Source organism: Pectobacterium fontis, assembly GCF_000803215.1.
GTDB classification, from domain to species: domain Bacteria; phylum Pseudomonadota; class Gammaproteobacteria; order Enterobacterales; family Enterobacteriaceae; genus Pectobacterium; species Pectobacterium fontis.
The window spans coordinates 74,476-96,152 of sequence record NZ_JSXC01000030.1; the positions used below are offsets into that span (position 1 = coordinate 74,476).

Annotated in this window: 18 protein-coding genes; 2 read left to right on the forward strand and 16 right to left on the reverse strand. The window is 52.2% G+C overall.

From position 1 onward, the window contains the following. Nucleotides 1-78: 78 nt before the first annotated feature. From elaB to lrhA, 15 genes are all read right to left on the reverse strand, one after another. On the reverse strand, nt 79-390 hold the full coding sequence (gene elaB / locus OI69_RS09690) for a stress response protein ElaB (protein WP_039349367.1): 312 nt from the start codon (nt 388-390) through the stop codon (nt 79-81). Nucleotides 391-615: 225 nt separating this feature from the next. After that, the gene (gene nuoN, locus OI69_RS09695; protein WP_039349370.1) at nt 616-2,073 is read right to left on the reverse strand and encodes an NADH-quinone oxidoreductase subunit NuoN; all 1,458 of its coding nucleotides are present in this window, start codon (nt 2,071-2,073) and stop codon (nt 616-618) included. 6 nt (nt 2,074-2,079) lie between these two features. Next, entirely contained in the window at nt 2,080-3,615 is a 1,536-nt protein-coding gene (nuoM, locus tag OI69_RS09700) for an NADH-quinone oxidoreductase subunit M (RefSeq protein WP_039349373.1), read from the reverse strand. A 100-nt stretch (nt 3,616-3,715) separates the two neighbouring features. Continuing rightward, nucleotides 3,716-5,563 carry an NADH-quinone oxidoreductase subunit L gene (gene nuoL, locus OI69_RS09705; protein WP_039349374.1) on the reverse strand — a complete coding sequence of 616 codons (1,848 nt, stop codon included), beginning with the start codon at nt 5,561-5,563 and terminating at the stop codon, nt 3,716-3,718. Beyond that, nucleotides 5,560-5,862, reverse strand: coding sequence for an NADH-quinone oxidoreductase subunit NuoK (gene nuoK / locus OI69_RS09710; RefSeq protein ID WP_039298419.1), 303 nt, complete (start codon nt 5,860-5,862; stop codon nt 5,560-5,562). The genes nuoL and nuoK overlap by 4 nt, the downstream gene beginning before the upstream one ends. Then, the gene (gene nuoJ, locus OI69_RS09715) at nt 5,859-6,419 is read right to left on the reverse strand and encodes an NADH-quinone oxidoreductase subunit J (RefSeq protein WP_039349376.1); all 561 of its coding nucleotides are present in this window, start codon (nt 6,417-6,419) and stop codon (nt 5,859-5,861) included. Before nuoJ ends, nuoK begins: the two co-directional genes overlap by 4 nt. A gap of 9 nt (nt 6,420-6,428) precedes the next feature. Beyond that, complete coding sequence (nuoI, locus tag OI69_RS09720) at nt 6,429-6,971, reverse strand: NADH-quinone oxidoreductase subunit NuoI (RefSeq protein WP_010278884.1); 543 nt, start codon at nt 6,969-6,971, stop codon at nt 6,429-6,431. A 17-nt stretch (nt 6,972-6,988) separates the two neighbouring features. Further along, nucleotides 6,989-7,963, reverse strand: coding sequence for an NADH-quinone oxidoreductase subunit NuoH (nuoH, locus tag OI69_RS09725; RefSeq protein WP_039349378.1), 975 nt, complete (start codon nt 7,961-7,963; stop codon nt 6,989-6,991). After that, nucleotides 7,960-10,686 (reverse strand): NADH-quinone oxidoreductase subunit NuoG, encoded by a 2,727-nt coding sequence (nuoG, locus tag OI69_RS09730; RefSeq protein WP_039349610.1) that lies wholly within the window; start codon nt 10,684-10,686, stop codon nt 7,960-7,962. Before nuoG ends, nuoH begins: the two co-directional genes overlap by 4 nt. 187 nt (nt 10,687-10,873) lie before the next feature. Continuing rightward, nucleotides 10,874-12,223 carry an NADH-quinone oxidoreductase subunit NuoF gene (nuoF, locus tag OI69_RS09735; protein WP_039349380.1) on the reverse strand — a complete coding sequence of 450 codons (1,350 nt, stop codon included), beginning with the start codon at nt 12,221-12,223 and terminating at the stop codon, nt 10,874-10,876. Then, on the reverse strand, nt 12,220-12,720 hold the full coding sequence (nuoE, locus tag OI69_RS09740) for an NADH-quinone oxidoreductase subunit NuoE (protein ID WP_039349382.1): 501 nt from the start codon (nt 12,718-12,720) through the stop codon (nt 12,220-12,222). Before nuoE ends, nuoF begins: the two co-directional genes overlap by 4 nt. Before the next feature lie 2 nt (nt 12,721-12,722). Beyond that, nucleotides 12,723-14,522 carry an NADH-quinone oxidoreductase subunit C/D gene (nuoC, locus tag OI69_RS09745; RefSeq protein WP_039349384.1) on the reverse strand — a complete coding sequence of 600 codons (1,800 nt, stop codon included), beginning with the start codon at nt 14,520-14,522 and terminating at the stop codon, nt 12,723-12,725. 98 nt (nt 14,523-14,620) lie between these two features. Next, nucleotides 14,621-15,295 carry a NuoB/complex I 20 kDa subunit family protein gene (locus OI69_RS09750; protein WP_005969846.1) on the reverse strand — a complete coding sequence of 225 codons (675 nt, stop codon included), beginning with the start codon at nt 15,293-15,295 and terminating at the stop codon, nt 14,621-14,623. A gap of 17 nt (nt 15,296-15,312) precedes the next feature. Then, nucleotides 15,313-15,753, reverse strand: a complete 441-nt coding sequence (locus tag OI69_RS09755; protein WP_039349387.1) for an NADH-quinone oxidoreductase subunit A — start codon at nt 15,751-15,753, stop codon at nt 15,313-15,315. A gap of 675 nt (nt 15,754-16,428) precedes the next feature. Beyond that, nucleotides 16,429-17,367, reverse strand: coding sequence for a transcriptional regulator LrhA (gene lrhA / locus OI69_RS09760; protein ID WP_039349623.1), 939 nt, complete (start codon nt 17,365-17,367; stop codon nt 16,429-16,431). Between the two features lie 514 nt (nt 17,368-17,881). Between lrhA and OI69_RS09765 the strand changes: the two genes are divergently transcribed. Then, nucleotides 17,882-19,096 carry a pyridoxal phosphate-dependent aminotransferase gene (locus tag OI69_RS09765; RefSeq protein ID WP_039349390.1) on the forward strand — a complete coding sequence of 405 codons (1,215 nt, stop codon included), beginning with the start codon at nt 17,882-17,884 and terminating at the stop codon, nt 19,094-19,096. Between the two features lie 135 nt (nt 19,097-19,231). Next, nucleotides 19,232-19,831, forward strand: a complete 600-nt coding sequence (yfbR, locus tag OI69_RS09770) for a 5'-deoxynucleotidase (protein ID WP_039349393.1) — start codon at nt 19,232-19,234, stop codon at nt 19,829-19,831. Between the two features lie 12 nt (nt 19,832-19,843). Here yfbR and OI69_RS09775 read toward each other — a convergent pair whose 3' ends face one another. Beyond that, on the reverse strand, nt 19,844-21,676 hold the full coding sequence (locus OI69_RS09775; protein ID WP_039349397.1) for an SLC13 family permease: 1,833 nt from the start codon (nt 21,674-21,676) through the stop codon (nt 19,844-19,846). Between the last annotated feature and the right edge of the window lies 1 nt (nt 21,677).

The following is a 21,677-nucleotide window of genomic DNA, read 5'->3' on the forward strand; positions in this document are numbered from 1 at the left end:
TGTCAATGACGCCAATAATTGTCAGTGACGTCAATAGATACTTCAGAAGTAAACCTCAGCCAACGCGATTGGCTGACGTTAACGCTTAGCCAAGAGTAATCCCAACACCAGACCTACGGTAGTACCGATGCCGATACCGTGCCAAGGTTTGTCATGCACGTAAACATCCGCTTTATCGGCCACCTGCTTGGCACGCGCATAATAACTGTCAGTTACACCAATACGGGCTTTAACTTCCAGCAGCGCTTTTTCTGCGCCCTTTTTCAAATCAAGATAGGCTTGATCTGCCTGATCGCCCGTATAGCGCAGTACTTCATCCAGCGTTTCAGACAGAAGTTTTAAATCATCATCAACACGAATTTCTTCAGGCTGTTTTTTTGTCGCTGCCATTAAAGTGCTCCCTTCTGTTATGAAAAGTTATGAATGACAAATTGTACCTTGTTAACTATAGACAACTTTTCCTGACTTCTGCGGCTTCAACAGACCAGATCATTCCTAAAACGTATTTTTTATGACATAAAAAAACGCAGGGTAGCGAGCAGGAAGCTCGCCATAAAAAAACGCCGTCGACTCTCATCAACGGCGCTTCATTATCCCACTCACTCTCGTCGGTGGTTACATCATTGGCTGCGCCAATTGCACCAAAGAGATTAACGGCTGCGGGTACAAACCAAAGAACAGAACCGCGATGGAGGAGATCAAAACGACCACCCCACCTGCCGTTAAGGCCCAATTATTTGGCGTATCACGCTGAAGCTGTTGAGGAGCACTCAGATACAGGCTCACCATCACACGCAGGTAGTAGTACAAACCAATCGCACTACCCAGCACCACTGCACCCGTCAACCACCACAGTTCCGCATTCACGCCCACTGCTAACACGTAGAATTTACCGAAGAAGCCTAGTGTCATCGGGATACCCGCCAGCGAGAGCATCATTACTGTCATCACCGCAGACAGGATCGGTTTATGCCAGAACAAGCCACGGTAAGAGAACAGTGAATCGGCATCCGGGCCACGGTAAGGGCTGGACATCAGGCTAACGACACCAAACGCGCCCAGGCTGCTGAACAGGTAACCCACCAGATAAACGCCAACCGTTTCCAGTGCCAGTTGATGACTCTGCACCGCGATCAGGGCAACCAGCAGATAGCCCAGATGTGCAATGGACGAGTAACCGAGCAGACGCTTGATATTGGTTTGCGATACCGCCATCACGTTACCGAACAGGATCGACGCAAACGCGATAACGCCCAGCACGATCCTGACCGATTCGCTGTCAGCCATTGGCGCGTACAGGAACAAGCGCATGACCGCACCGAACACCGCAATCTTACCGGCTGTCGCCAGAAAGGTAGAGACAGGTGCAGGCGCACCCTGATACACATCGGGCGTCCAGAGTTGAAACGGCACCAGAGACAGTTTGAAGCCCAGACCAACAATCATCATCCCCAAGCCAGCCAGCAACAGCGGCTCATGGATTTGGTGATCGCTCAGGCTCTTGCCGAGACTGGCAAAGCTCATATCGCCAGATTCAGCATAAATCAGCGCCATACCAAATAGCAGGAAGGAAGACGCCGCCGCCGACAGCAGCATGTATTTAATACTGGCTTCCAGCGAACGCTTCAGGCGGAAGGCATAGCCGACCAGACCAAACAGCGGTAAAGACAGGAGTTCAATCCCGATGAACAGCGAAGCCAGATGGTTAGCGCTCGACAGCAGGATCCCACCCAATGCCGCAATCAGCACCAGCAGATAGAACTCATCACGGTTGTCTGGGTAGCCTTGCAGCCACGGGTAGGCAAACGTGCTGGTTGCCAGGCTAGCCAGCAGCACAAGTCCGGTATAGAACATCGAGAAGCCATCAACACGCAGCAGCGGCGTCACGTCCGTTGGGCCAGCCTGGCCGACAAAGTACAGTGACAGCAACGCAATATTCAGGCCGATAACCGTCATGGTTGCGTTGACAAAATGGTTGCGTCGCCACGCAATGCACAGCATCACAACCACTACCGTCAATCCGACGATCAACAGCGGCGATAGCGCAATTAGTTGTTGAAGAGTTATTGTCATGGCGAATTACGGCCTTGTTGTTGAAATAATTGAATCTGGAGCAGACGACATAAACCACTGCTGGATATTTGACATCGCGGCACTGGAGGTATCCAGAATCGGTTGCGGGTAAACCCCTAACAGCACCAGTAATACCACCAGCAGCATCACGATAGACAATTCGCGCAACGACATGCTCTTCAAGGGCTGATCGGATTTAGGCGCACCGTAGTAAGCACGCTGCATCATGATCAGTGAGTAGACGGACGCAAACACCAGACCGAAGGTTGAGATCACCGTAATCATCGGCACAACCTGATAGCTGCCGAACAGAATCATGAATTCGCCAACAAAGTTGCCCGTTCCTGGCATCCCCAATGTCGCCACAGCAAAGAATAGCGACAGCGCAGGCAGGTATTTCAAACGCGCCCACAGGCCGCCCATTTCGCGCATGTCACGGGTATGCAAACGCTCGTACAGTTGACCGCACAGAATAAACAGACCCGCAGCAGACAAGCCGTGCGCAATCATCTGAATTACCGCGCCCTGATAAGCCAGTTGATTACCGGAATAGATGGCAATCATCACGAAGCCCATGTGGGACACCGACGTGTAAGCAATCAGGCGTTTGATATCCGTCTGTTTGAACGCCAGCCAGGCACCGTAGAAGATACCAATCACACCCAGCCACATGGCAATCGGTGCAAAGGCGTGGGAAGCGTTCGGGAACAGCGGCAGGCTGAAACGCAGCAGACCATAGGCCGCCGTTTTCAACAGGATCCCCGCGAGGTCAACAGAACCTGCGGTCGGCGCCTGACTGTGTGCATCCGGCAACCAGCCGTGCAGCGGTACAACCGGCATTTTTACCGCAAATGCGATGAAGAAGCCCAGCATCAGCAGATATTCAACACCGTATGACATCGGCGTCTTCAGCAGGTCTTCATAGTTGAACGTCCAGACACCCGTCGCATTGTGATGCACAAACACCAGCGCCAGAATCGCAATCAACATGATCAGGCCGCTTGCCTGGGTGTAGATGAAGAACTTGGTCGCCGCCGTGATTCTGGTTTTACCGTCAGAGCCTTTATGCCCCCACAGTGCAATCAGGAAGTACATCGGCACCAGCATCATTTCCCAGAAGAAGAAGAACAGGAACAGGTCGATGGCCAGGAATACACCGATGACGCCGCCCAGAATCCACAGCAGGTTCAGGTGGAAGAAGCCCTGATAGCGCTGAATCTCATTCCAGGAACAGAGGATTGCCAACACGCCCAGCAAACCGGTCAGTACCACCATCAGCAGCGACAGGCCGTCCAGCGCAAGATGAATGCCGATGCCAAAACGCGGGATCCACGGTACATAGTATTCGGCCTGCCAATCCGGTACACCTTTTGGTGCAACCAAGGAGTAACCGCCTTGCAACCACAGTTGCAAAGACAGCACGAGTGTCAGCCCCATTGCAATCAACGCTATCCAGCGCGGCACTTTCGTACCAAAACGCTCTAACTGCCAGCACAGCAGCCCGCCGATAAAGGGGAGAAGAATTAGCCAAGGTAGTAGCATGGCGTTTTGTGTCCCTAAATTAAAGAAATCTGAAAACTTGCCGTGGTGGGCATCCCTGTCTGCGGAATGCCCTGCCTTTCATACGTTACCGGATACTGCGTTACACCAGCAGCAGCAAGGCCAGCACCAGTACGGCACCAAAGCCCATTGAGGCAACATACCAGCGCAATTGACCATTCGCACTGAGCGCCAGCCCACGATTACCCCAGCGGGTAATCGTTGCAGGAAGGGTCATCAGCCCATTCAGCGGGTCACGCTGCAACAGCGTCGCGATAGCCAGATACGGTTTAACAAAGACATGGTCATACAGCCAGTCGAAGCCCCACGCATGGAACCACCAGGTCGAGAAGAAACGGCCCGGCGCACTCTTCGCGATACTGCTCACTGCCTGACGTTTACCCAGCCACAGCGCAGCGGCAAGCAGAATACCGGCAATCGCCACCACGCCAGAGGTAATTTCCAGCGTCACCAACTGACCGTGTTCAAGCTCAGTCGTCGCGGGCAATACACCGTGCAACGGCGGAACAATCATCGCACCAATAAAGGTGGACAAAATCATCAGCACAACCAGCGGTAAGTGGTGAGAAATGCCTTTTCCTGCATGCGCTTTGGTTTTCTCTTCACCATGGAACACGATGAAAATCATACGGAACGTATACAGCGAGGTCATGAAAGCACCGGCCAATCCCGCCACCATCAGATTGATGTGACCATTTGCCCATGCGCCAGCCAGAATCTCGTCTTTACTGAAGAAGCCCGCGGTCACCAGCGGCAGTGCAGCCAGCGCCGCGCCCCCGACCAGGAAGCAGACATAAACCAGCGGAATCGTTTTACGCAGGCCGCCCATCTTGAAGATGTTCTGCTCGTGGTGGCAGGCCAGAATCACCGAACCAGAAGAGAGGAACAGCAGCGCTTTGAAGAACGCGTGCGTCATCAGGTGGAAAATCGCGGCATCCCATGCCTGAACGCCCAGCGCCAGGAACATGTAGCCAATCTGGCTCATGGTGGAATAGGCCAGCACGCGCTTGATGTCGGTTTGCACCAGAGCGGCAAAACCCGCCAGCACCAGCGTTACGGCACCCACAATGCCCACCAGATGCAGAACATCCGGTGCCATCAGGAACAGACCGTTGGTACGGGCAATCAGGTAAACCCCCGCTGTCACCATCGTGGCGGCGTGAATCAACGCAGAAACCGGCGTTGGCCCCGCCATCGCATCCGCCAGCCAGGTTTGCAACGGCAACTGTGCCGATTTACCGACCGCACCACCCAGCAGCATCAGCGTCGCCCAGGTGATTTCCGGTGAACCTTCAGCCAGTTTCTGCGGAGCCAGAACCATCAGCTCGCGGAAGTTAAGCGTACCCAGCTCTTTGTAAAGGATGAACAGCGCAAAGGCGAGGAAGACGTCACCGACGCGGGTCACGATAAAGGCCTTCATTGCTGCCGCGCCATTTTTCGGATTGGTGTAGTAGAAACCGATCAACAGGTAGCTGCACAGCCCTACCCCTTCCCAACCGAGGTACATCAGCAACAGGTTATCGGCCAGTACCAAAACGACCATACTCGCGATAAACAGGTTGGTGTAGGCGAAGAAACGGGAATATCCCTCTTCTCCACGCATATACCAGGAAGCAAACAGGTGAATAAAGAAGCCGACGCCCGTCACCACGGACAGCATCGTCACCGACAGGCCATCGAGGGTCAGCGTGACGCTGATGTCGAAATTGCCGACAGCCATCCACGTCCACAGATGTTGGTTAAAGAAGGTGACACCACCGTGCTGTTGGCCCATGAAATCGACCACAACCCAGGCGGTCACCAACGCTGCCAGACCAATCGAGCCAACACCAACTGTCGCGGATGTGTTTTCCGACCAGCGACCGCGGGAAAATGCCAGCAACAGAAAGCCGAGCAGCGGAAAGAGTATGGTTAAATAGAGTAGGTTCATCCGCGCATCTCACTGACTGTATCAATATTCAGGGTCTGACGACGACGATACATCTGTAACAACAGCGCCAGACCAATACTGGCCTCGGCCGCTGCCAGCGTAATCGCCAGAATGTACATCACCTGACCATCCGGCTGCTGCCAGTAACTGCCTGCGACAACAAAGGCCAGCGCGGCAGCGTTGATCATAATTTCGAGACTGATCAACATAAACAGCAGGTTACGACGAATTAACAGACCAGTCAGCCCCAAAGCAAACAGGATAGCGGCTAAAATCAATCCATGTTGTAACGGAATCATGCGCGTTCCCCCGTTATTTTTTTCTCAACATCCTGGTTCGCGTCTTCTTTACTGACAACGTCACCACGTTTATCTTCACGACCGATGTGGAAAGCAACCACCAATCCCGCCAACAGCAGCATTGACGCCAGTTCAACGGCCAGAACATAAGGACCAAACAGGCTGATACCCACCGCTTTCGCTTCAACAGGCGCGCCAGTGATTCCCTGCTCTTTGAGACTAAGAATGGCGTTGACGACAATCACCAGTAATGCCAGTGAAAGAATACTTGGGCCGACCCAGGCACTCGGTTTCAGCCAATTCCGCTCTTGTTCTTCGACGGAATTACCGAGGTTAAGCATCATCACCACGAACACGAACAGCACCATGATGGCACCCGCATACACGATGATGCTCAGCGCACCGGCAAAATTAGCCCCTAGCGAGAAAAAGACGCCCGCAATCGCCATCAGCGAAGTAACCATATACAACAATGCATGCACAGGATTGGTATGCGTAATGACGCGCAACGTCGCCAATATCGCAATCAAGCCTGTGGTATAAAAAGCGAATTCCATGCTAGCTCCTTAGGGCAACAGGCCTTTGACATCAATAGGTTTGGCTTCGTTTTCCGCTTCGCCTTTATCTTTCCCATCGATTGCCATACCGGCCATCCGGTAGAAATTATATTCCGGATATTTACCCGGCCCCGATATCAGCAGATCTTCTTTCTCGTACACCAGATCCTGACGTTTGTAATCGCCCATTTCAAAATCCGGCGTCAACTGAATAGCCGTTGTCGGGCACGCTTCTTCACAGAAGCCACAGAAAATGCAGCGTGAGAAGTTGACGCGGAAGAACTCGGGATACCAGCGACCATCTTTGGTTTCCGCTTTCTGCAATGAAATACAGCCGACCGGACAGGCCACCGCACACAGGTTGCAGGCCACGCAACGCTCTTCGCCATCGGGATCGCGCGTCAGCACGATACGACCACGGTAGCGCGGCGGTGGATTCACAGGCTCTTCTGGATACATTCTGGTTTCGCGCTTCTTGAAAGCATTCGATCCCACCATACAGATACTGCGTATCTGGGTGCCGAAACCAACCACTAACTCTTTCAATGTCATGGTTTATTCACCCCTTCTTAAGCGTTGTACAAAATGACGGCCGCTGTCGCCAGCAGATTCAAAAGCGTTATCGGCAGACAGACTTTCCAACCGAAAGCCATCACCTGGTCATAACGAGGACGGGGTAACGAAGCACGAATCAGGATGAACATCATCATGAAAAAGCCAGTTTTTAGCGCAAACCAGACAAACGGCGGCAGGAACGGACCATGCCAGCCACCGAAGAATAAGGTCACCATCAGCGCGGAAACCGTCACGATCCCGATATATTCCCCCACGAAGAACAGACCGAATTTCATACCGGAATATTCAATGTGGTAGCCATCGGCCAGCTCCTGTTCGGCTTCAGGCTGGTCAAATGGGTGACGGTGACACACCGCCACGCCTGCGATGGCAAACGTAATAAAGCCAAAGAACTGCGGGATGACGTTCCAGATATGTTCCTGAGAATCGACGATGTCACGCATGTTGAACGAGCCCGCCTGTGCGACAACCCCCATCAGCGACAGGCCGATGAACACCTCGTAGCTCACGGTTTGAGCGGAAGCACGTACCGCCCCCAACAGCGAGTATTTGTTGTTACTCGCCCAGCCGGCAAACAGCACCGCGTAAACGGCCAGACCCGCCATCATCAGGAAGAACAGGATACCGATGTTCAGATCGGCGACACCCCAGGTTGGCGTGATCGGCACAATCGCAAAGGCAATCAGCATTGACGTAAACGCGATCATCGGTGCCAGCGTGAAGATCACCTTATCGGTAAAATTCGGCACCCAGTCTTCTTTGAAGAACATTTTGATCATGTCAGCGACGAGCTGTAATGAACCGCCCCAACCTACCCGGTTCGGCCCATAACGCCCTTGGAAGAGGCCGAGCAATCGACGTTCACCCATACTCATGAAGGCGCCACAGGTCACCACCACCAGCAGAATGACAATCGCTTTGCCGACGGTGATCAGAATCTCGGTTAATTCCGGTGTTAACCAACTCATTGTGCGGCCTCCCGCAGATTTTCAACGGTTGCCCCCGCCAGCACCGGCGCAATACCCGGTAAGCCCAGCGGTAAACCAACCTGTCCCTGACCCAATTCCGCACTTAAGCGCAGTGGCAGACGTAATGTTTGCCCTGCACAGGTCAACTCCAGCAACGCACCCGCGTTTACGCCCAGCGTTGCCGCATCAGCCGGATTCACCATCACGTAAGGCTCAGGCATACGCTGCCGGATCACGTCAGAACGCTGTGACATTTCATCACTGCCAAACAGGTGATAGTACGGCGCAACACGCCATTGACCCGCTTGTGGGACGAAAGCCGCAGGAATGTTATCGAAATACGCCAGTGAACCTTCACCAGCTTCAATCAGACGCACACCCGGATCGCCGTGACGCAGATGTCCACCCACTTCATCCTGAAATTTGTTCCAGGCTTGCGGTGAGTTCCAGCCTGGCGCCCAGGCAAACGGGATCTGCTGACGATTAGCCGTCGGGCTGTTGTTCCCTTCCATGGAGAAGGCAAACATGGTGTCTTTATCAACGGGCTGACGCGGTTCATGCACGCTGATATTGGCGCGCATCGCCGTACGACCACTGGAGCGAATCGGTGAACGCGACAGTTTCTGACCACGAATACGGAACGAGGCGTCCGGCGCGGCATCTTTGATCGCGGCAAGCTGTGGCAGCGCAGTAACACACGCATCAATCACGTTATCCAACTGCGTCCAGTCAACCTGACGGCTGTTATAGGTGATGTACAGCGAGTGCAGCCAGCGCCAGCTTTCCAGCATCACAACCTTGTCGTTGTAGTAGGTTGGGTCATAGACCTGGAAGAAACGCTGAGCGCGGCCTTCCTGATTCACCAATGTCCCGTCGCTTTCAGCGAAGCTGGCAGCAGACAGAATGAGGCTGGCCTTATCCATGATGCGGGTACGCTGATGGTCGACCACAATCAGGTTTTCCACTTTTTCCAGCGCGGCATCCACGCGAGCGATCGGGGCATGACGGTAGAGATCGTTCTCCAGAACGACTACGCTGTCAGCGTCGCCGTTTTCCAACTGCGCCAACGCGTCATCCAGCGAACCGCCACCCATGATTGACAACCCGATGCTGTTGGCAGCAGGCGCAACAAAGGTGATACCAACGTCAGAACCGCGATTTTTCAGCGCTTTGGCAACGTTTGCCGCCGCAGCGATCACGTCTTCGCTACCGGCGTTGGTGCCGGAAATGATGAGAGGTTTTTTCGCACCGGCCAGTGCCTGCACGATGATATCGACTTTCTGGTCAAGACCTGCGGCCAGATCGGTGACAGCAGGCGCGCTGCTATCCAGACCGTGGGCAATCGCAAAACCAAGACGCGCCTGATCGGCAACCGGCGCACGGTAGTTCCATGCAGCGATATCGTCCAGACGTGTGCTGTCTACGTTGGTGACAAACAGCGGATGCTTGGCATGCTGACCAATGTTCATGATCGCCGCAATCTGCCAGTCAGCCACTTTCTGCGCTGCCGCCATTTCGCGGGCTTTGCCTTTCACTGCCTGACGAACGGCCAGAGCGATACGTGCGCCGGTCTGCGTTAAGTCTTCGCCCAGAATCAGAACCGCATCGTAACCTTCGATTTCACGCAGCGCAGGCGTTCTCACACCGCTTTCGCGTAGCACTTTCAGGATCAATTGCAGACGATTCTGCTCTTCCTGCGCAATACCGGTGTAGAAATTTTCTGCCCCCACCAGTTCGCGCAAGGCAAAGTTACTTTCAATGCTGGCACGCGGCGAACCAATACCGATGGTTTTCTTCGCCTGACGCAGCACATCCGCCGCACCTTGCAGTGCCTGATCGGCATTCAGTGCAATCCAGTCAGCACCGCGACGCTGAAGTGGCTGGTTAGGACGATCTTTCTGGTTGACGTAACCGTAACCAAAACGCCCACGGTCACACAGGAAATAGTGGTTTACGCTACCGTTAAAACGGTTTTCGATACGGCGCAGTTCGCCATAGCGCTCACCGGGGCTGGTGTTACAGCCGATGCTGCACTGCTGGCAGATGCTCGGTGCAAACTGCATATCCCATTTGCGGTTATAGCGCTCGGAGTGCGTTTTATCGGTAAATACACCGGTAGGACACACTTCAACCAGATTACCGGAGAACTCGCTTTCCAGCGTGCCGTCTTCCGGGCGACCGAAATAGACGTTGTCATGTGCGCCGTAAACGCCGAGATCTTTGCCATCCGCATAGTCTTTGTAGAAGCGCACACAGCGATAGCATGCGATACAGCGGTTCATTTCATGGGAAATGAACGGCCCGAGATCCTGATTGCGGTGAGTACGCTTGGTGAAGCGATAGCGACGGAAATTTTGCCCCGTCATGACTGTCATATCCTGCAAATGACAGTTACCGCCTTCCTCACACACCGGACAATCATGCGGGTGGTTGGTCATTAGAAACTCAACTATCGTCTTACGGAATAGTTTCGCTTCTTCGTCTTCAATCGCGATGAACGTCCCCTGAGTTGCTGGTGTCATACAAGACATCACCAGACGACCACGGGTATCTTCCGCGTTTTGATACTGTTTTACCGCACAGAGGCGGCAGGATCCGACGCTCCCGAGCGCGGGGTGCCAGCAAAAGTAAGGAATATCAAGTCCCAGAGTCAGGCAAGCTTCCAGAAGGTTGTCTGCTCCGTTTACTTCATACTCTTTGCCGTCTACATGAATAGTAGCCATAGTCAGCATGCTTCCATAATGGCCCGTGTCACCACGAGCGCTAATCAAAAATTCTGTATACCCTTATCTCTCAAGCCGCAAATGCGTTGGCTAACTGCGCCTTAAAATCTAGTGGGTTTATGAGGGTGGCTTATTTGCGCCACCCTGCGGATACATTCACTGCATCTCGCACGTATTGAGCGATAGCTTACCAGCGCTCTTTCAACAGGTTAGGCTGAATACCGCCAATCGCTTTGACATTGCCTAAATACTGTTTAGAGATACCCGCTTCGAATTCTTCCCGGAAATACTTGATGGCACTCTGCAACGGTTCGACCGCACCCGGCGCATGCGCACAGAAGGTGTTACCCGGCCCGAGGAAACGGCAAAGCTGCTCCAGCGTTTCGATATCGCCAGGCTGGCCTTCCCCCTTCTCCAGCGCACGCAGAATCTTCACGCTCCACGGCAGACCATCACGGCATGGGGTACACCAGCCACAGGATTCACGAGCGAAAAACTCTTCCAGATTGCGCGTCAGCGACACCATGTTGATTTCATGATCGACGGCCATCGCCAGCGCTGTTCCCATACGGCTACCCGCTTTCGCAATGTGCTCAAAATCCATCGGCAGATCGAGGTGGCTTTCCGTCAGGAAATCCGTCCCTGCACCGCCCGGTTGCCAGGCTTTCAGCTTCAGACCATCGCGCATACCGCCCGCGTAATCTTCCAGAATTTCGCGCGCCGTGGTGCCGAACGGCAGTTCCCACAGGCCAGGATTGTTGACACGGCCAGAGAACCCCATCAGCTTGGTGCCCGCATCTTTACTCTTACCCGCAGACAACCCCTGATACCACGCCGCACCGTGCTCGATAATCGCCGGAACGTTGCACAGCGTTTCCACGTTGTTAACGCAAGTCGGTTTACCCCAGGCTCCCGCAGAGGCGGGAAATGGCGGCTTGGAGCGAGGGTTGGCACGACGCCCTTCCAGTGAGTTAATCAGCGCGGTTTCTTCACCGCAGATGTAACGCCCGGCCCCCGTATGCACGAACAGTTCGAAATCGAACCCGCTACCCAGAATATTCTTGCCCAGCAAGCCAGCCGCTTTTGCTTCTTCAATAGCACGGCGCAGGTGAACCGCAGCTTCAATATACTCACCGCGCAGGAAGATGTAGCCGCGGTAGGCTTTCAGCGCAAAGGCACTGATCAACATACCTTCAACCAGCAGATGAGGTTGTTGCTCCATCAGCAGGCGGTCTTTGTAAGTACCCGGCTCCATCTCATCCGCGTTACACAGCAGGTAGCGAATATTCATGCTTTCGTCTTTCGGCATCAGGCTCCACTTCAAGCCTGTCGAAAAGCCCGCACCGCCACGCCCTTTCAGGCCTGCGTCTTTAACCAGTGAGACCACGTCATCCTGTGCCATACCGGTCAACGCTTTTTGCGCGGCAACATAGCCATTTTTGCTGCGATATTCATCCAGCCATACCGGCTGTTTGTCTGCGCGTAAACGCCAGGTCAGAGGATGCTGCTCAGCAGTCAGAACAATGTTTTTACTCATTGATACTGCTCCAATAACGATTCAATTCCTTCCGGCGTCACATGGCTGTGGGTATCGTCGTCAATCATCATGGACGGCCCTTTGTCACAGTTCCCCAGACAACAGGTCGGCAACAGCGTGAAACGTCCATCGAACGTCGTCTGTCCCGGTTTAATACTGAGCTTACGCTCCAGCGCGGCCTGAACGCCCTGATAACCATTGATATGGCATACAACGCTGTCGCAATAGCGAATAATGTGACGACCAACAGGTTGGCGATAAATCTGGCTATAGAACGTCGCCACACCTTCCACGTCACTGGCAGGGATACCCAGCACGTCGGCAATCGCGTTGATCGCCCCATCCGGCACCCAGCCACGCTCTTTTTGCACAATTTTCAACGCTTCGATAGACGCCGCTCGCGCATCTTCATAATGATGTTTTTCGTGCTCAATCGCGTCACGCTCGGTGTCACTCAGCACAAAAACGTTGTTATCAGAAATATTGTTATCATGCATAGTTAGCGGTCCACATCTGACATAACGAAATCAATACTGCCGAGATAAACGATCAGATCGGATACCAGACATCCACGGATGACAGACGGAATCTGTTGCAGATGCGCATAGCTCGGCGTGCGAATACGGGTGCGGTAGCTCATCGTGCCGCCGTCACTGGTCAGGTAATAGCTGTTAATGCCCTTCGTGGCCTCAACCATCTGGAATGACTCATTAGCAGGCATAACCGGGCCCCAGGAGACCTGAAGGAAGTGGTTGATCAGCGTATCGATATGCTGCAACGTGCGCTCTTTCGGCGGTGGTGTCGTCAGCGGGTGATCCGCTTTGAACGGGCCTTCCGGCATGTTCTTAAGGCATTGATCCAGAATACGTAAGCTCTGACGCAGCTCTTCCACTTTCAGCATCACGCGGCTATAGCAATCGCTGATGCCGTCACCGACGGGCACTTCAAAGTCAAAATTTTCATAGCCGGAATACGGACGCCATTTACGCACGTCAAAACCGATGCCGGTAGCACGCAGCCCCGCGCCAGTTACACCCCAATCCAACGCCTCTTTCGCATTGTAGGCAGCAACACCCTGCGTACGGCCTTTCAGAATGGTGTTCTGCAACGCCGCCTTGACATAGGTGTCCAAACGACTCGGCATCCAATCAAGGAATTCACGCAGCAAACGTTCCCAACCGCGTGGCAGATCGTGCGCCACACCGCCGATGCGGAACCAGGCTGGATGCATACGGAAGCCAGTAATCGCCTCAACCAAATCGTAAATTTTCTGGCGGTCAGTAAACGCAAAGAACACCGGAGTCATTGCCCCGACGTCCTGAATATAGGTACTGATGTACAGCAGGTGACTATTAATGCGGAACAGCTCAGACAGCATCACACGAATCGTTTTCACGCGATCCGGCACCTCAATACCCGCCAGTTTTTCTACGGCCAGCACGTACGGCATTTCGTTAACGCAGCCGCCAAGGTATTCAATACGGTCGGTATAAGGAATGTAGCTGTGCCAGGACTGACGTTCGCCCATTTTCTCCGCACCGCGATGGTGGTAACCCACATCAGGCACGCAGTCGACGATTTCTTCGCCATCCAGTTGCAGGATGATACGGAAGGCACCGTGTGAAGACGGGTGGTTCGGACCAAGGTTGAGGAACATGAAGTCCTCATTTTCAGTGCCGCGCTTCATTCCCCACTCTTCTGGTTTGAACGTCAGCGATTCCATTTCCAGATCTTCTTTCTGCTTGGTCAGCACAAAAGGATCGAACTCGGTCGCACGCGCCGGATAATCTTTACGCAGCGGATGACCTTCCCACGTTTGCGGCATCATGATGCGCGTCAGGTGCGGGTGGCCATCGAACGTCATACCAAACATTTCCCAGGTTTCACGCTCATACCAGTTGGCATTCGGGAACAGTTTGGTCACGGTCGGTAGATGCATATCACTCTCGACCAGCGCGACTTTCAACATGATGTCGCGGTTACGCTCGATAGAGATGATGTGGTAAAAGACGGAATAGTCGGCGGCAGGTAAACCTTCACGGTGAGTGCGCAAACGCTCATCCATACCGTGCAGGTCAAACAGCATGACATAAGGCTTTGGCTGTTTTTTCAGGAATGCGACAACGTCCAGTAATTGCTCACGTTTGACCCACACAACGGGAATACCTGTGCGGGTTGCTTGTACAGTAAATGCATCTGGTCCAAAACGGTTACACAGTTCGCCAACGACCGGATCGTCAAGGTGATCGCGGGTTTGCCAGCCTGGCTGAGCGAGATCGTGTGTCGTTAAATCTGTCATAAATATGTCACCACATTAAATGTGCTATTTCTGTAGCTGATAATGACCGCACACTATTATCGGGGTATTACACGGCCACCGGGTTTATCATCTACAGGTCAAATCTCATCAGGCGAACGCAGGTTGGTCACAGCGATTCGCTCGCCGCGTTTGCGCTCACGCTCAGATTGCATATTGGCGCGGTAAACGCCCTGTTCACCCACCACCCATGACAGAGGGCGGCGCTCTTTACCGATGGATTCTTTCAGCAGTAACAGCGCTTGCATGTAGGCTTCAGGACGTGGAGGACAGCCCGGGATATACACATCCACAGGCAGGAATTTATCCACACCCTGCACGACGGAATAAATATCGTACATACCGCCAGAGTTGGCGCACGCGCCCATGGAGATAACCCACTTAGGCTCCAGCATTTGCTCGTAAAGGCGTTGAATAACGGGAGCCATTTTAGTAAAGCAGGTTCCCGCGACGACCATGAAGTCGGCCTGACGTGGCGATGCACGCAGAACCTCAGCACCAAAACGCGCCACGTCATGAACGGCGGTAAATGACGTCACCATTTCTACGTAGCAACAGGAAAGGCCGAAGTTATACGGCCACAGGGAATTCTGACGACCCCAGTTCACCGTATCGTGTAATGCATGTTCCAGTTTGCCCATGTAGACACTGCGGTGAACATGCTGCTCCAGAGGGTCGGAAACGATCTCCTGACGTTGCAGGGGATAACGGTCATTCTCACCGTCCGGCTCTATGCGGGTGAGCGTATAGTCCATCTTAAAATGCCTCGCTGTTACTGCGGATGAGTGTTGGTAGTGTTGATGATGTCTGATTTAACGACTTGTCTCTTGGAACGTACCGGAGTCCAATCAAGCGCTCCAACGCGTACCAGATAAACCAAACCCGCCAACAACACCAAAATGAAAATGGTTGCTTCAATGAAGCCAATCCAGCCGCTTTCTTTGATAGACACCGCCCAGGCGTAAAGATAGAGGGCTTCAACGTCGAAGATAACGAAGAACATAGCGACAAGATAAAATTTAGCAGACAGACGTAACCGCGCAGAGCCCACCGAGTCAATCCCAGATTCATAAGGCAGGTTTTTGGCCCTGGCTCTGGCTCTCCCACCCAGCAAGAATCCACCGGTCAACATGAAGACACAAAGGCCTACGGCAATGATCAGGAATAGCGCAAATGCCCAATGATGGGCGAGGATTTCAGTAGTTGTTGACATTCTCTTTGCTTACTCATCAAAAGTGGCAGGTAGCATCTCTGCTCTATTATCGGCAGTTAATGCGCCACATCGATTAAAAGGAAGGATTAATCACCACACAAAAGCATGGAAACGTATCAGGTAAGCCTTGCTTGGTATGGTTGAGCCCCTAAATTTGTAACCTTTTTTTCAACCTTACTAAAAATAACAGTACATTACTTTACATGCACGCAGTTTTGTTAACATTTTGTGTTCTTACTCGCAGCTAAAACGAGTCAGTATTTTTGCCAGTTACCCAGAACACGGCGACATAGAAAACAAGTTTGCTACGCCACTATACCATTTCCACAGAAAATGCCTGTTCTTCCATAGTGTTATTAGGGGTATTTTTTGATCCAGCACACATTTTTGTCAATTTAGTTAGTAAAAAAATCAAGATGACGCTAGACAAGGATAGATATCATTTTTCATAACATTATTTTAAAAAAATAGAACCTGTGTTTTATAATGTTAATCACGCGCGAATATCACGCTATCTAGCCTATTGATGTGAAATGAAAAAACAAAGAAGGGTTAGACCGGGGAAATCAGGTCACTGAAACCCTGCTGATGCAGGTTTAACATGTTAGTCATAAATCATCATCATTCGGGAGGCGTCCCTACCTGCCCCGAATGATGGGTAATCCCCCATTACGCTTAGATTGCGTCCTTCAGTAACGGTTCGGAAAACAGTTTTCCATTCGTACTATGTGCAGTCGCAACGTGAGAGGGTTTCCCAGATTCAATCACATTGAAAATGGCCGTCGCCAGTTCATTCTCCTGATGAGGATTCTGGCACAGGAAATAACGCGTCTCAGGCAATCTCGGCAACCCTTCCTCTTCACCCAACACACGCAGTTCCGGGTTCATCATTTCCACCGAACGCACCGTGATGCCCATGCCAGCCTTCACTGCGGCTCGCACAGCCGATAGCGTTGATGCCACGTAGGCGATTCGCCAAGGGATCCCTGCCGCCGTGAGTTGCTGCGTAGCGAGCGTACGGAAAGGGCTTGGTTCATCCAAAACGACCAAAGGCACGGGTTCCTGTGCTCGGAACTGATAATCCGCCGCGCAGTACCATAACGTCGGAGAACTACGCAATAATACATGAGGAAATACCACGCCATTCATTGTGGTAATAATCAGATCTATTTTTCCCTGATTCAGCATTTCCATCATTTCAGCACTCCGTTTTACGCTAACGTTAACGGAGAGTTTAGGAAATACGGATGCTACCCGATGTAAAATATAGGGAAGGATGGTATCCGCAGTATCGTCAGACGCCCCAATGGTCAGCGTCCCCTGAATATCGCTGTACATTAATGAAGTACAGGCTTCATCATTGAATTGTAGTATTTTTCTGGCATAACCCAGAAACTGAATACCATGTTCAGTCAGCAATTTATTACGTCCATGCCGAGCAAAAAGCTCCTTTCCAATGAGCTGCTCCAGCCGTTGCATCTGCTGACTGACAGCCGATTGCGTCCGATTCACTGCGGCGGCGGCGGCTGCAAACGTGTTTAAATCTGCAACGGCAACAAACGTCCTCAGTAAATCAAGATCGAGATTAAGTACTGGTCGATTTGCACTGGTCATACGATTTTTCACTTATCTATTTTAGTTTTAACAAAATATTCCTGGTGTTTTATTACATGTACGGGTAACGCCCTGTACATTTAAAGACACTATCGCAGACGCACGATAAGGGCAAAACAATACGTATATTTCTTTACCCTTACCTCCACCCTTACCTCCTTTCCATTGGTAAGACATCATGTAATTAAATGACTCACCAACCTTAATCCTTAAATTAATAACAACGACACCTCTCTTTATTTCATCTCACGAAATAAACACACACGCCATACTTAAATAAGCGAGCGTTTCCCATCACCGTATTCTGGTGTTAAAAAAATGCGATATGGACAGTCGCCTATCCCTTACCATATCGCACCATCCAACGAGTACACAACCATATAGTGCAGATGCGCAATCATTTGCAGCGAAAGCGATAATCATTCTTCAAAAGGTACTATAGGAGGAGTACATTAAGCAGGTTATGCTATTCCATCTGGGAATACGCGCTCTCTGCAAAAGGTTCGTACTATTTATGTCTCCGATTGAAAAATCCAAGAAACTGGAGAACGTATGCTATGACATCCGTGGCCCAGTCTTAAAGGAAGCCAAGCGGCTTGAAGAAGAAGGTAATAAAGTCCTTAAACTGAATATTGGCAACCCTGCCCCTTTCGGCTTCGAGGCACCGGACGAAATTCTGGTCGATGTTATTCGTAACCTCCCCACTGCACAGGGCTACTGTGATTCCAAGGGGCTCTATTCCGCCCGTAAGGCCATTGTTCAGCACTATCAGGCGCGGGATATGCGCGATATGACGGTTGAAGACGTCTATATTGGCAACGGCGTGTCCGAACTCATCGTACAATCCATGCAGGCGCTGCTCAACCCGGGGGATGAAATGTTGGTTCCCGCTCCAGACTACCCACTCTGGACGGCAGCGGTTTCCTTATCTAACGGTCATGCTGTTCATTATCTCTGCGATGAATCTTCCGACTGGTTCCCCGATCTGGATGATATCCGCAAAAAAATCACGTCCAATACTCGCGGTATTGTCATCATTAACCCGAATAACCCAACGGGTGCGGTCTATAGCAAAGAACTGCTGTTAGATATCGTAGCGATTGCGCGTGAACATAACCTGATCATTTTCGCCGACGAAATTTACGACAAAATTCTGTATGACGATGCGCAGCATCACTCTATTGCCGCCCTCGCTCCGGATCTACTGACGGTTACCTTCAACGGGCTGTCTAAAACATACCGTGTCGCAGGTTTCCGCCAAGGCTGGATGGTACTAAACGGCCCGAAAAAGCATGCCAAAGGGTATATTGAAGGTTTGGAAATGCTGGCCTCGATGCGTCTGTGTGCCAACGTACCGATGCAGCATGCGATTCAGACAGCCTTGGGCGGCTACCAAAGTATCAGTGAATTTATCCAACCCGGTGGACGTCTGTACGAACAGCGCAATCGCTCCTGGGAACTGATCAATCAGATCCCTGGCGTATCCTGTGTAAAACCACGCGGCGCGCTGTATATGTTCCCACGTATTGATGCCAAGCGCTTTAATATCCACGATGACCAAAAGCTGGTGCTGGATCTCCTGTTACAAGAAAAAGTACTGCTGGTTCAGGGAACCGCATTTAACTGGCCTTACCCTGACCACGTACGTATCGTCACGCTGCCGCGTATTGATGAGCTGGACATGGCAATTCATAAATTAGGGCGTTTCCTGGGGCATTATCACCAATAACCCAGCAGTCATCGAACTTCCTATTGCCGGGCAATCGTTGCCCGGCGAAAATCTTATCGTCATTTGCCTAATATTCGCCAAGTACCCACAATATCGCTATTTCACCTTCACCGTGCTGTTGTCTGAGAGATCGCCATGAATCAGAGCCATTTTTTCGCCCACTTATCTCGTCTAAAACTCATCAGCCGTTGGCCGCTGATGCGCAATGTGCGCACGGAAAACGTCTCCGAGCATAGCCTCCAGGTCGCTTTTGTCGCGCACGCGCTGGCGGTCATCAAAAACCGCAAATTCGCGGGTAATCTGAACGCAGAACGCATCGCGCTATTAGCGATGTATCATGATGCCAGCGAAGTGCTGACGGGTGACATGCCGACGCCGATCAAGTACTACAACGCGCAGATCGCACATGAGTACAAAAAGATAGAGAAGATTGCACAGCAGAAGTTGATCGACATGCTACCCGAAGAGTTACAACAGGATTATCTCATGCTGCTGGATGATCACTACACCAGCGAAGAAGAGCGCGCCATCGTTAAACAGGCAGACGCGCTCTGCGCCTACCTGAAATGTCTGGAAGAATTATCCGCAGGTAACGCGGAATTCACGCTTGCCAAAGCGCGGTTGGAAAAAACCTTGCAGCAGCGCCACAGCCCGGAAATGGACTATTTCATGACGGTCTTCGTGCCCAGTTTTAGCCTGTCGCTTGACGAAATCAGTCAGGATTCGCCACTGTAACGGCTGGCGGTGTCAGAACGGATACAGCCACGGCACCATCACTACGCTGACCAACATCACCAGCACGGTAAAGGGGACGCCAACACGCACAAAGTCCCCGAACTTATAACCGCCCGGCCCTAGCACCAGGGTATTCACTGGTGACGACACCGGTGTCATAAATGCGGCAGATGCCGCAATCGCAATGATCATCGCGAAAGGATAAGGCGATACTCCCATCTGTTTTGCGGCGGCAATCGCAATCGGTGCCATCAACACCGCCGTCGCCGTGTTGGAGATAAACAAGCCAATCACCGCGCACAAGACAAACAGACACACCAGCATCACATGCGGCCCGGCATTACCAGCAACATCCATCAACCCTTTAACGATCAGTGCCACACCTCCGGTTTGCTGCAACGCCAGCGCAAACGGCATCATCCCGACGATCAGAATAATGCTCGGCCAGTGAATTGCCCGGTAAGCGCCTTCCATATCAATACAGCGGAACTTACCCATCAGCAAACAGGCGATCAGCGCAGCAACCGCATTCGGTATTTCATCCGTCAGCATCATCGCCACCATCAACGCCAGACAAAATAACGCGTGTGGCGCCTGACTCACTGCGGGTGCGACGTCATCAACCTCAGCAGGAAGATTAAGCAACAAAAAGTCGTTTTTTTGCGTGTGTAGTTGCCGGATCATGCGCCAGTCCCCCATCACCAGCAGAATATCCCCAAGCTGGAGCGGCTCGTCGGCCAGGATACCGTCCATCGCCTCACCTGCCCGACGAATTCCCACAACGCTCAGGCCATAACGGCTTCGAAACCCCACGTCGTACAGCGTTTTCCCTAATAGTTCGGAATCAGGGATCAAAGAGACTTCCGCCATCCCCACATCACGCGCCTGCTCAGAGAAATATTCACCACGCAGCACCATCGGTTCAAGCCGCTGCGCGGTGCAAAATTCACGTAAATCCACTTCCGATGCCGACATGTCGATTAGCAGAACATCATTCAAGCGAAGTTCGGTATTGCCCGCTACGCTGATCATCACGCGGCGAAACTTACGCCAGCGCTCAATCCCAACCACGTTCGCCCCAAAACGCTGACGCAGCCGCAAATCATCCAGACGGTGACCAATAAAAGGCGATCCTGGGCGAATCGCCAGGCGGCGCGCCCTGCCCGTCAAACGATAGTCACGGATCAAATCGCGAAACGTTCTTCTCTTCCATATCTCTTTTGCGGTTGCGGTTTCCGCATCACCCAGCCAGTAACGCGCGACCATCATATAGGTCACTCCCAGCAGCAATACAACAATCCCTATCGGCGTCACGCTGAAAAAGCCAAAACCCGCCACACCTTCACGCATCAGTTCGCTGCTCACCACCATATTTGGCGGCGTCGCTACCAGCGTCATCATGCCGCTGATCAAGCCTGCGAAGCTCAGCGGCATCATCAACCTTCCGGGGGAAACTTTCATCCTTGCGGAAACGCTCAGCACCACGGGAATAAAAATCGCGACCACGCCTGTGGAACTCATAAAAGCCCCCAGCAGCGCAACCGTGACCATCAGTAAGATCAACATCTTCATCTCACTGCTGCCCGCAGCGCGAACCAGCCAATCACCGACCTGATAAGCGACGCCAGTGCGAACCAATCCTTCACCGATCACAAACAGAGCCGCAATCAATATCACATTAGGATCGCTGAACCCTACGAGTGCTTCAGACAGCGTCAGCGTACCACTCAGAACAAACGCGATGATGACCAACAGCGCGACGACGTCCATGCGTAATTTATTAGTGGTAAACAACACAATGGCGATCAGCAACAGGGATAACACCCAGAGAAGTTCGCTATTCAAA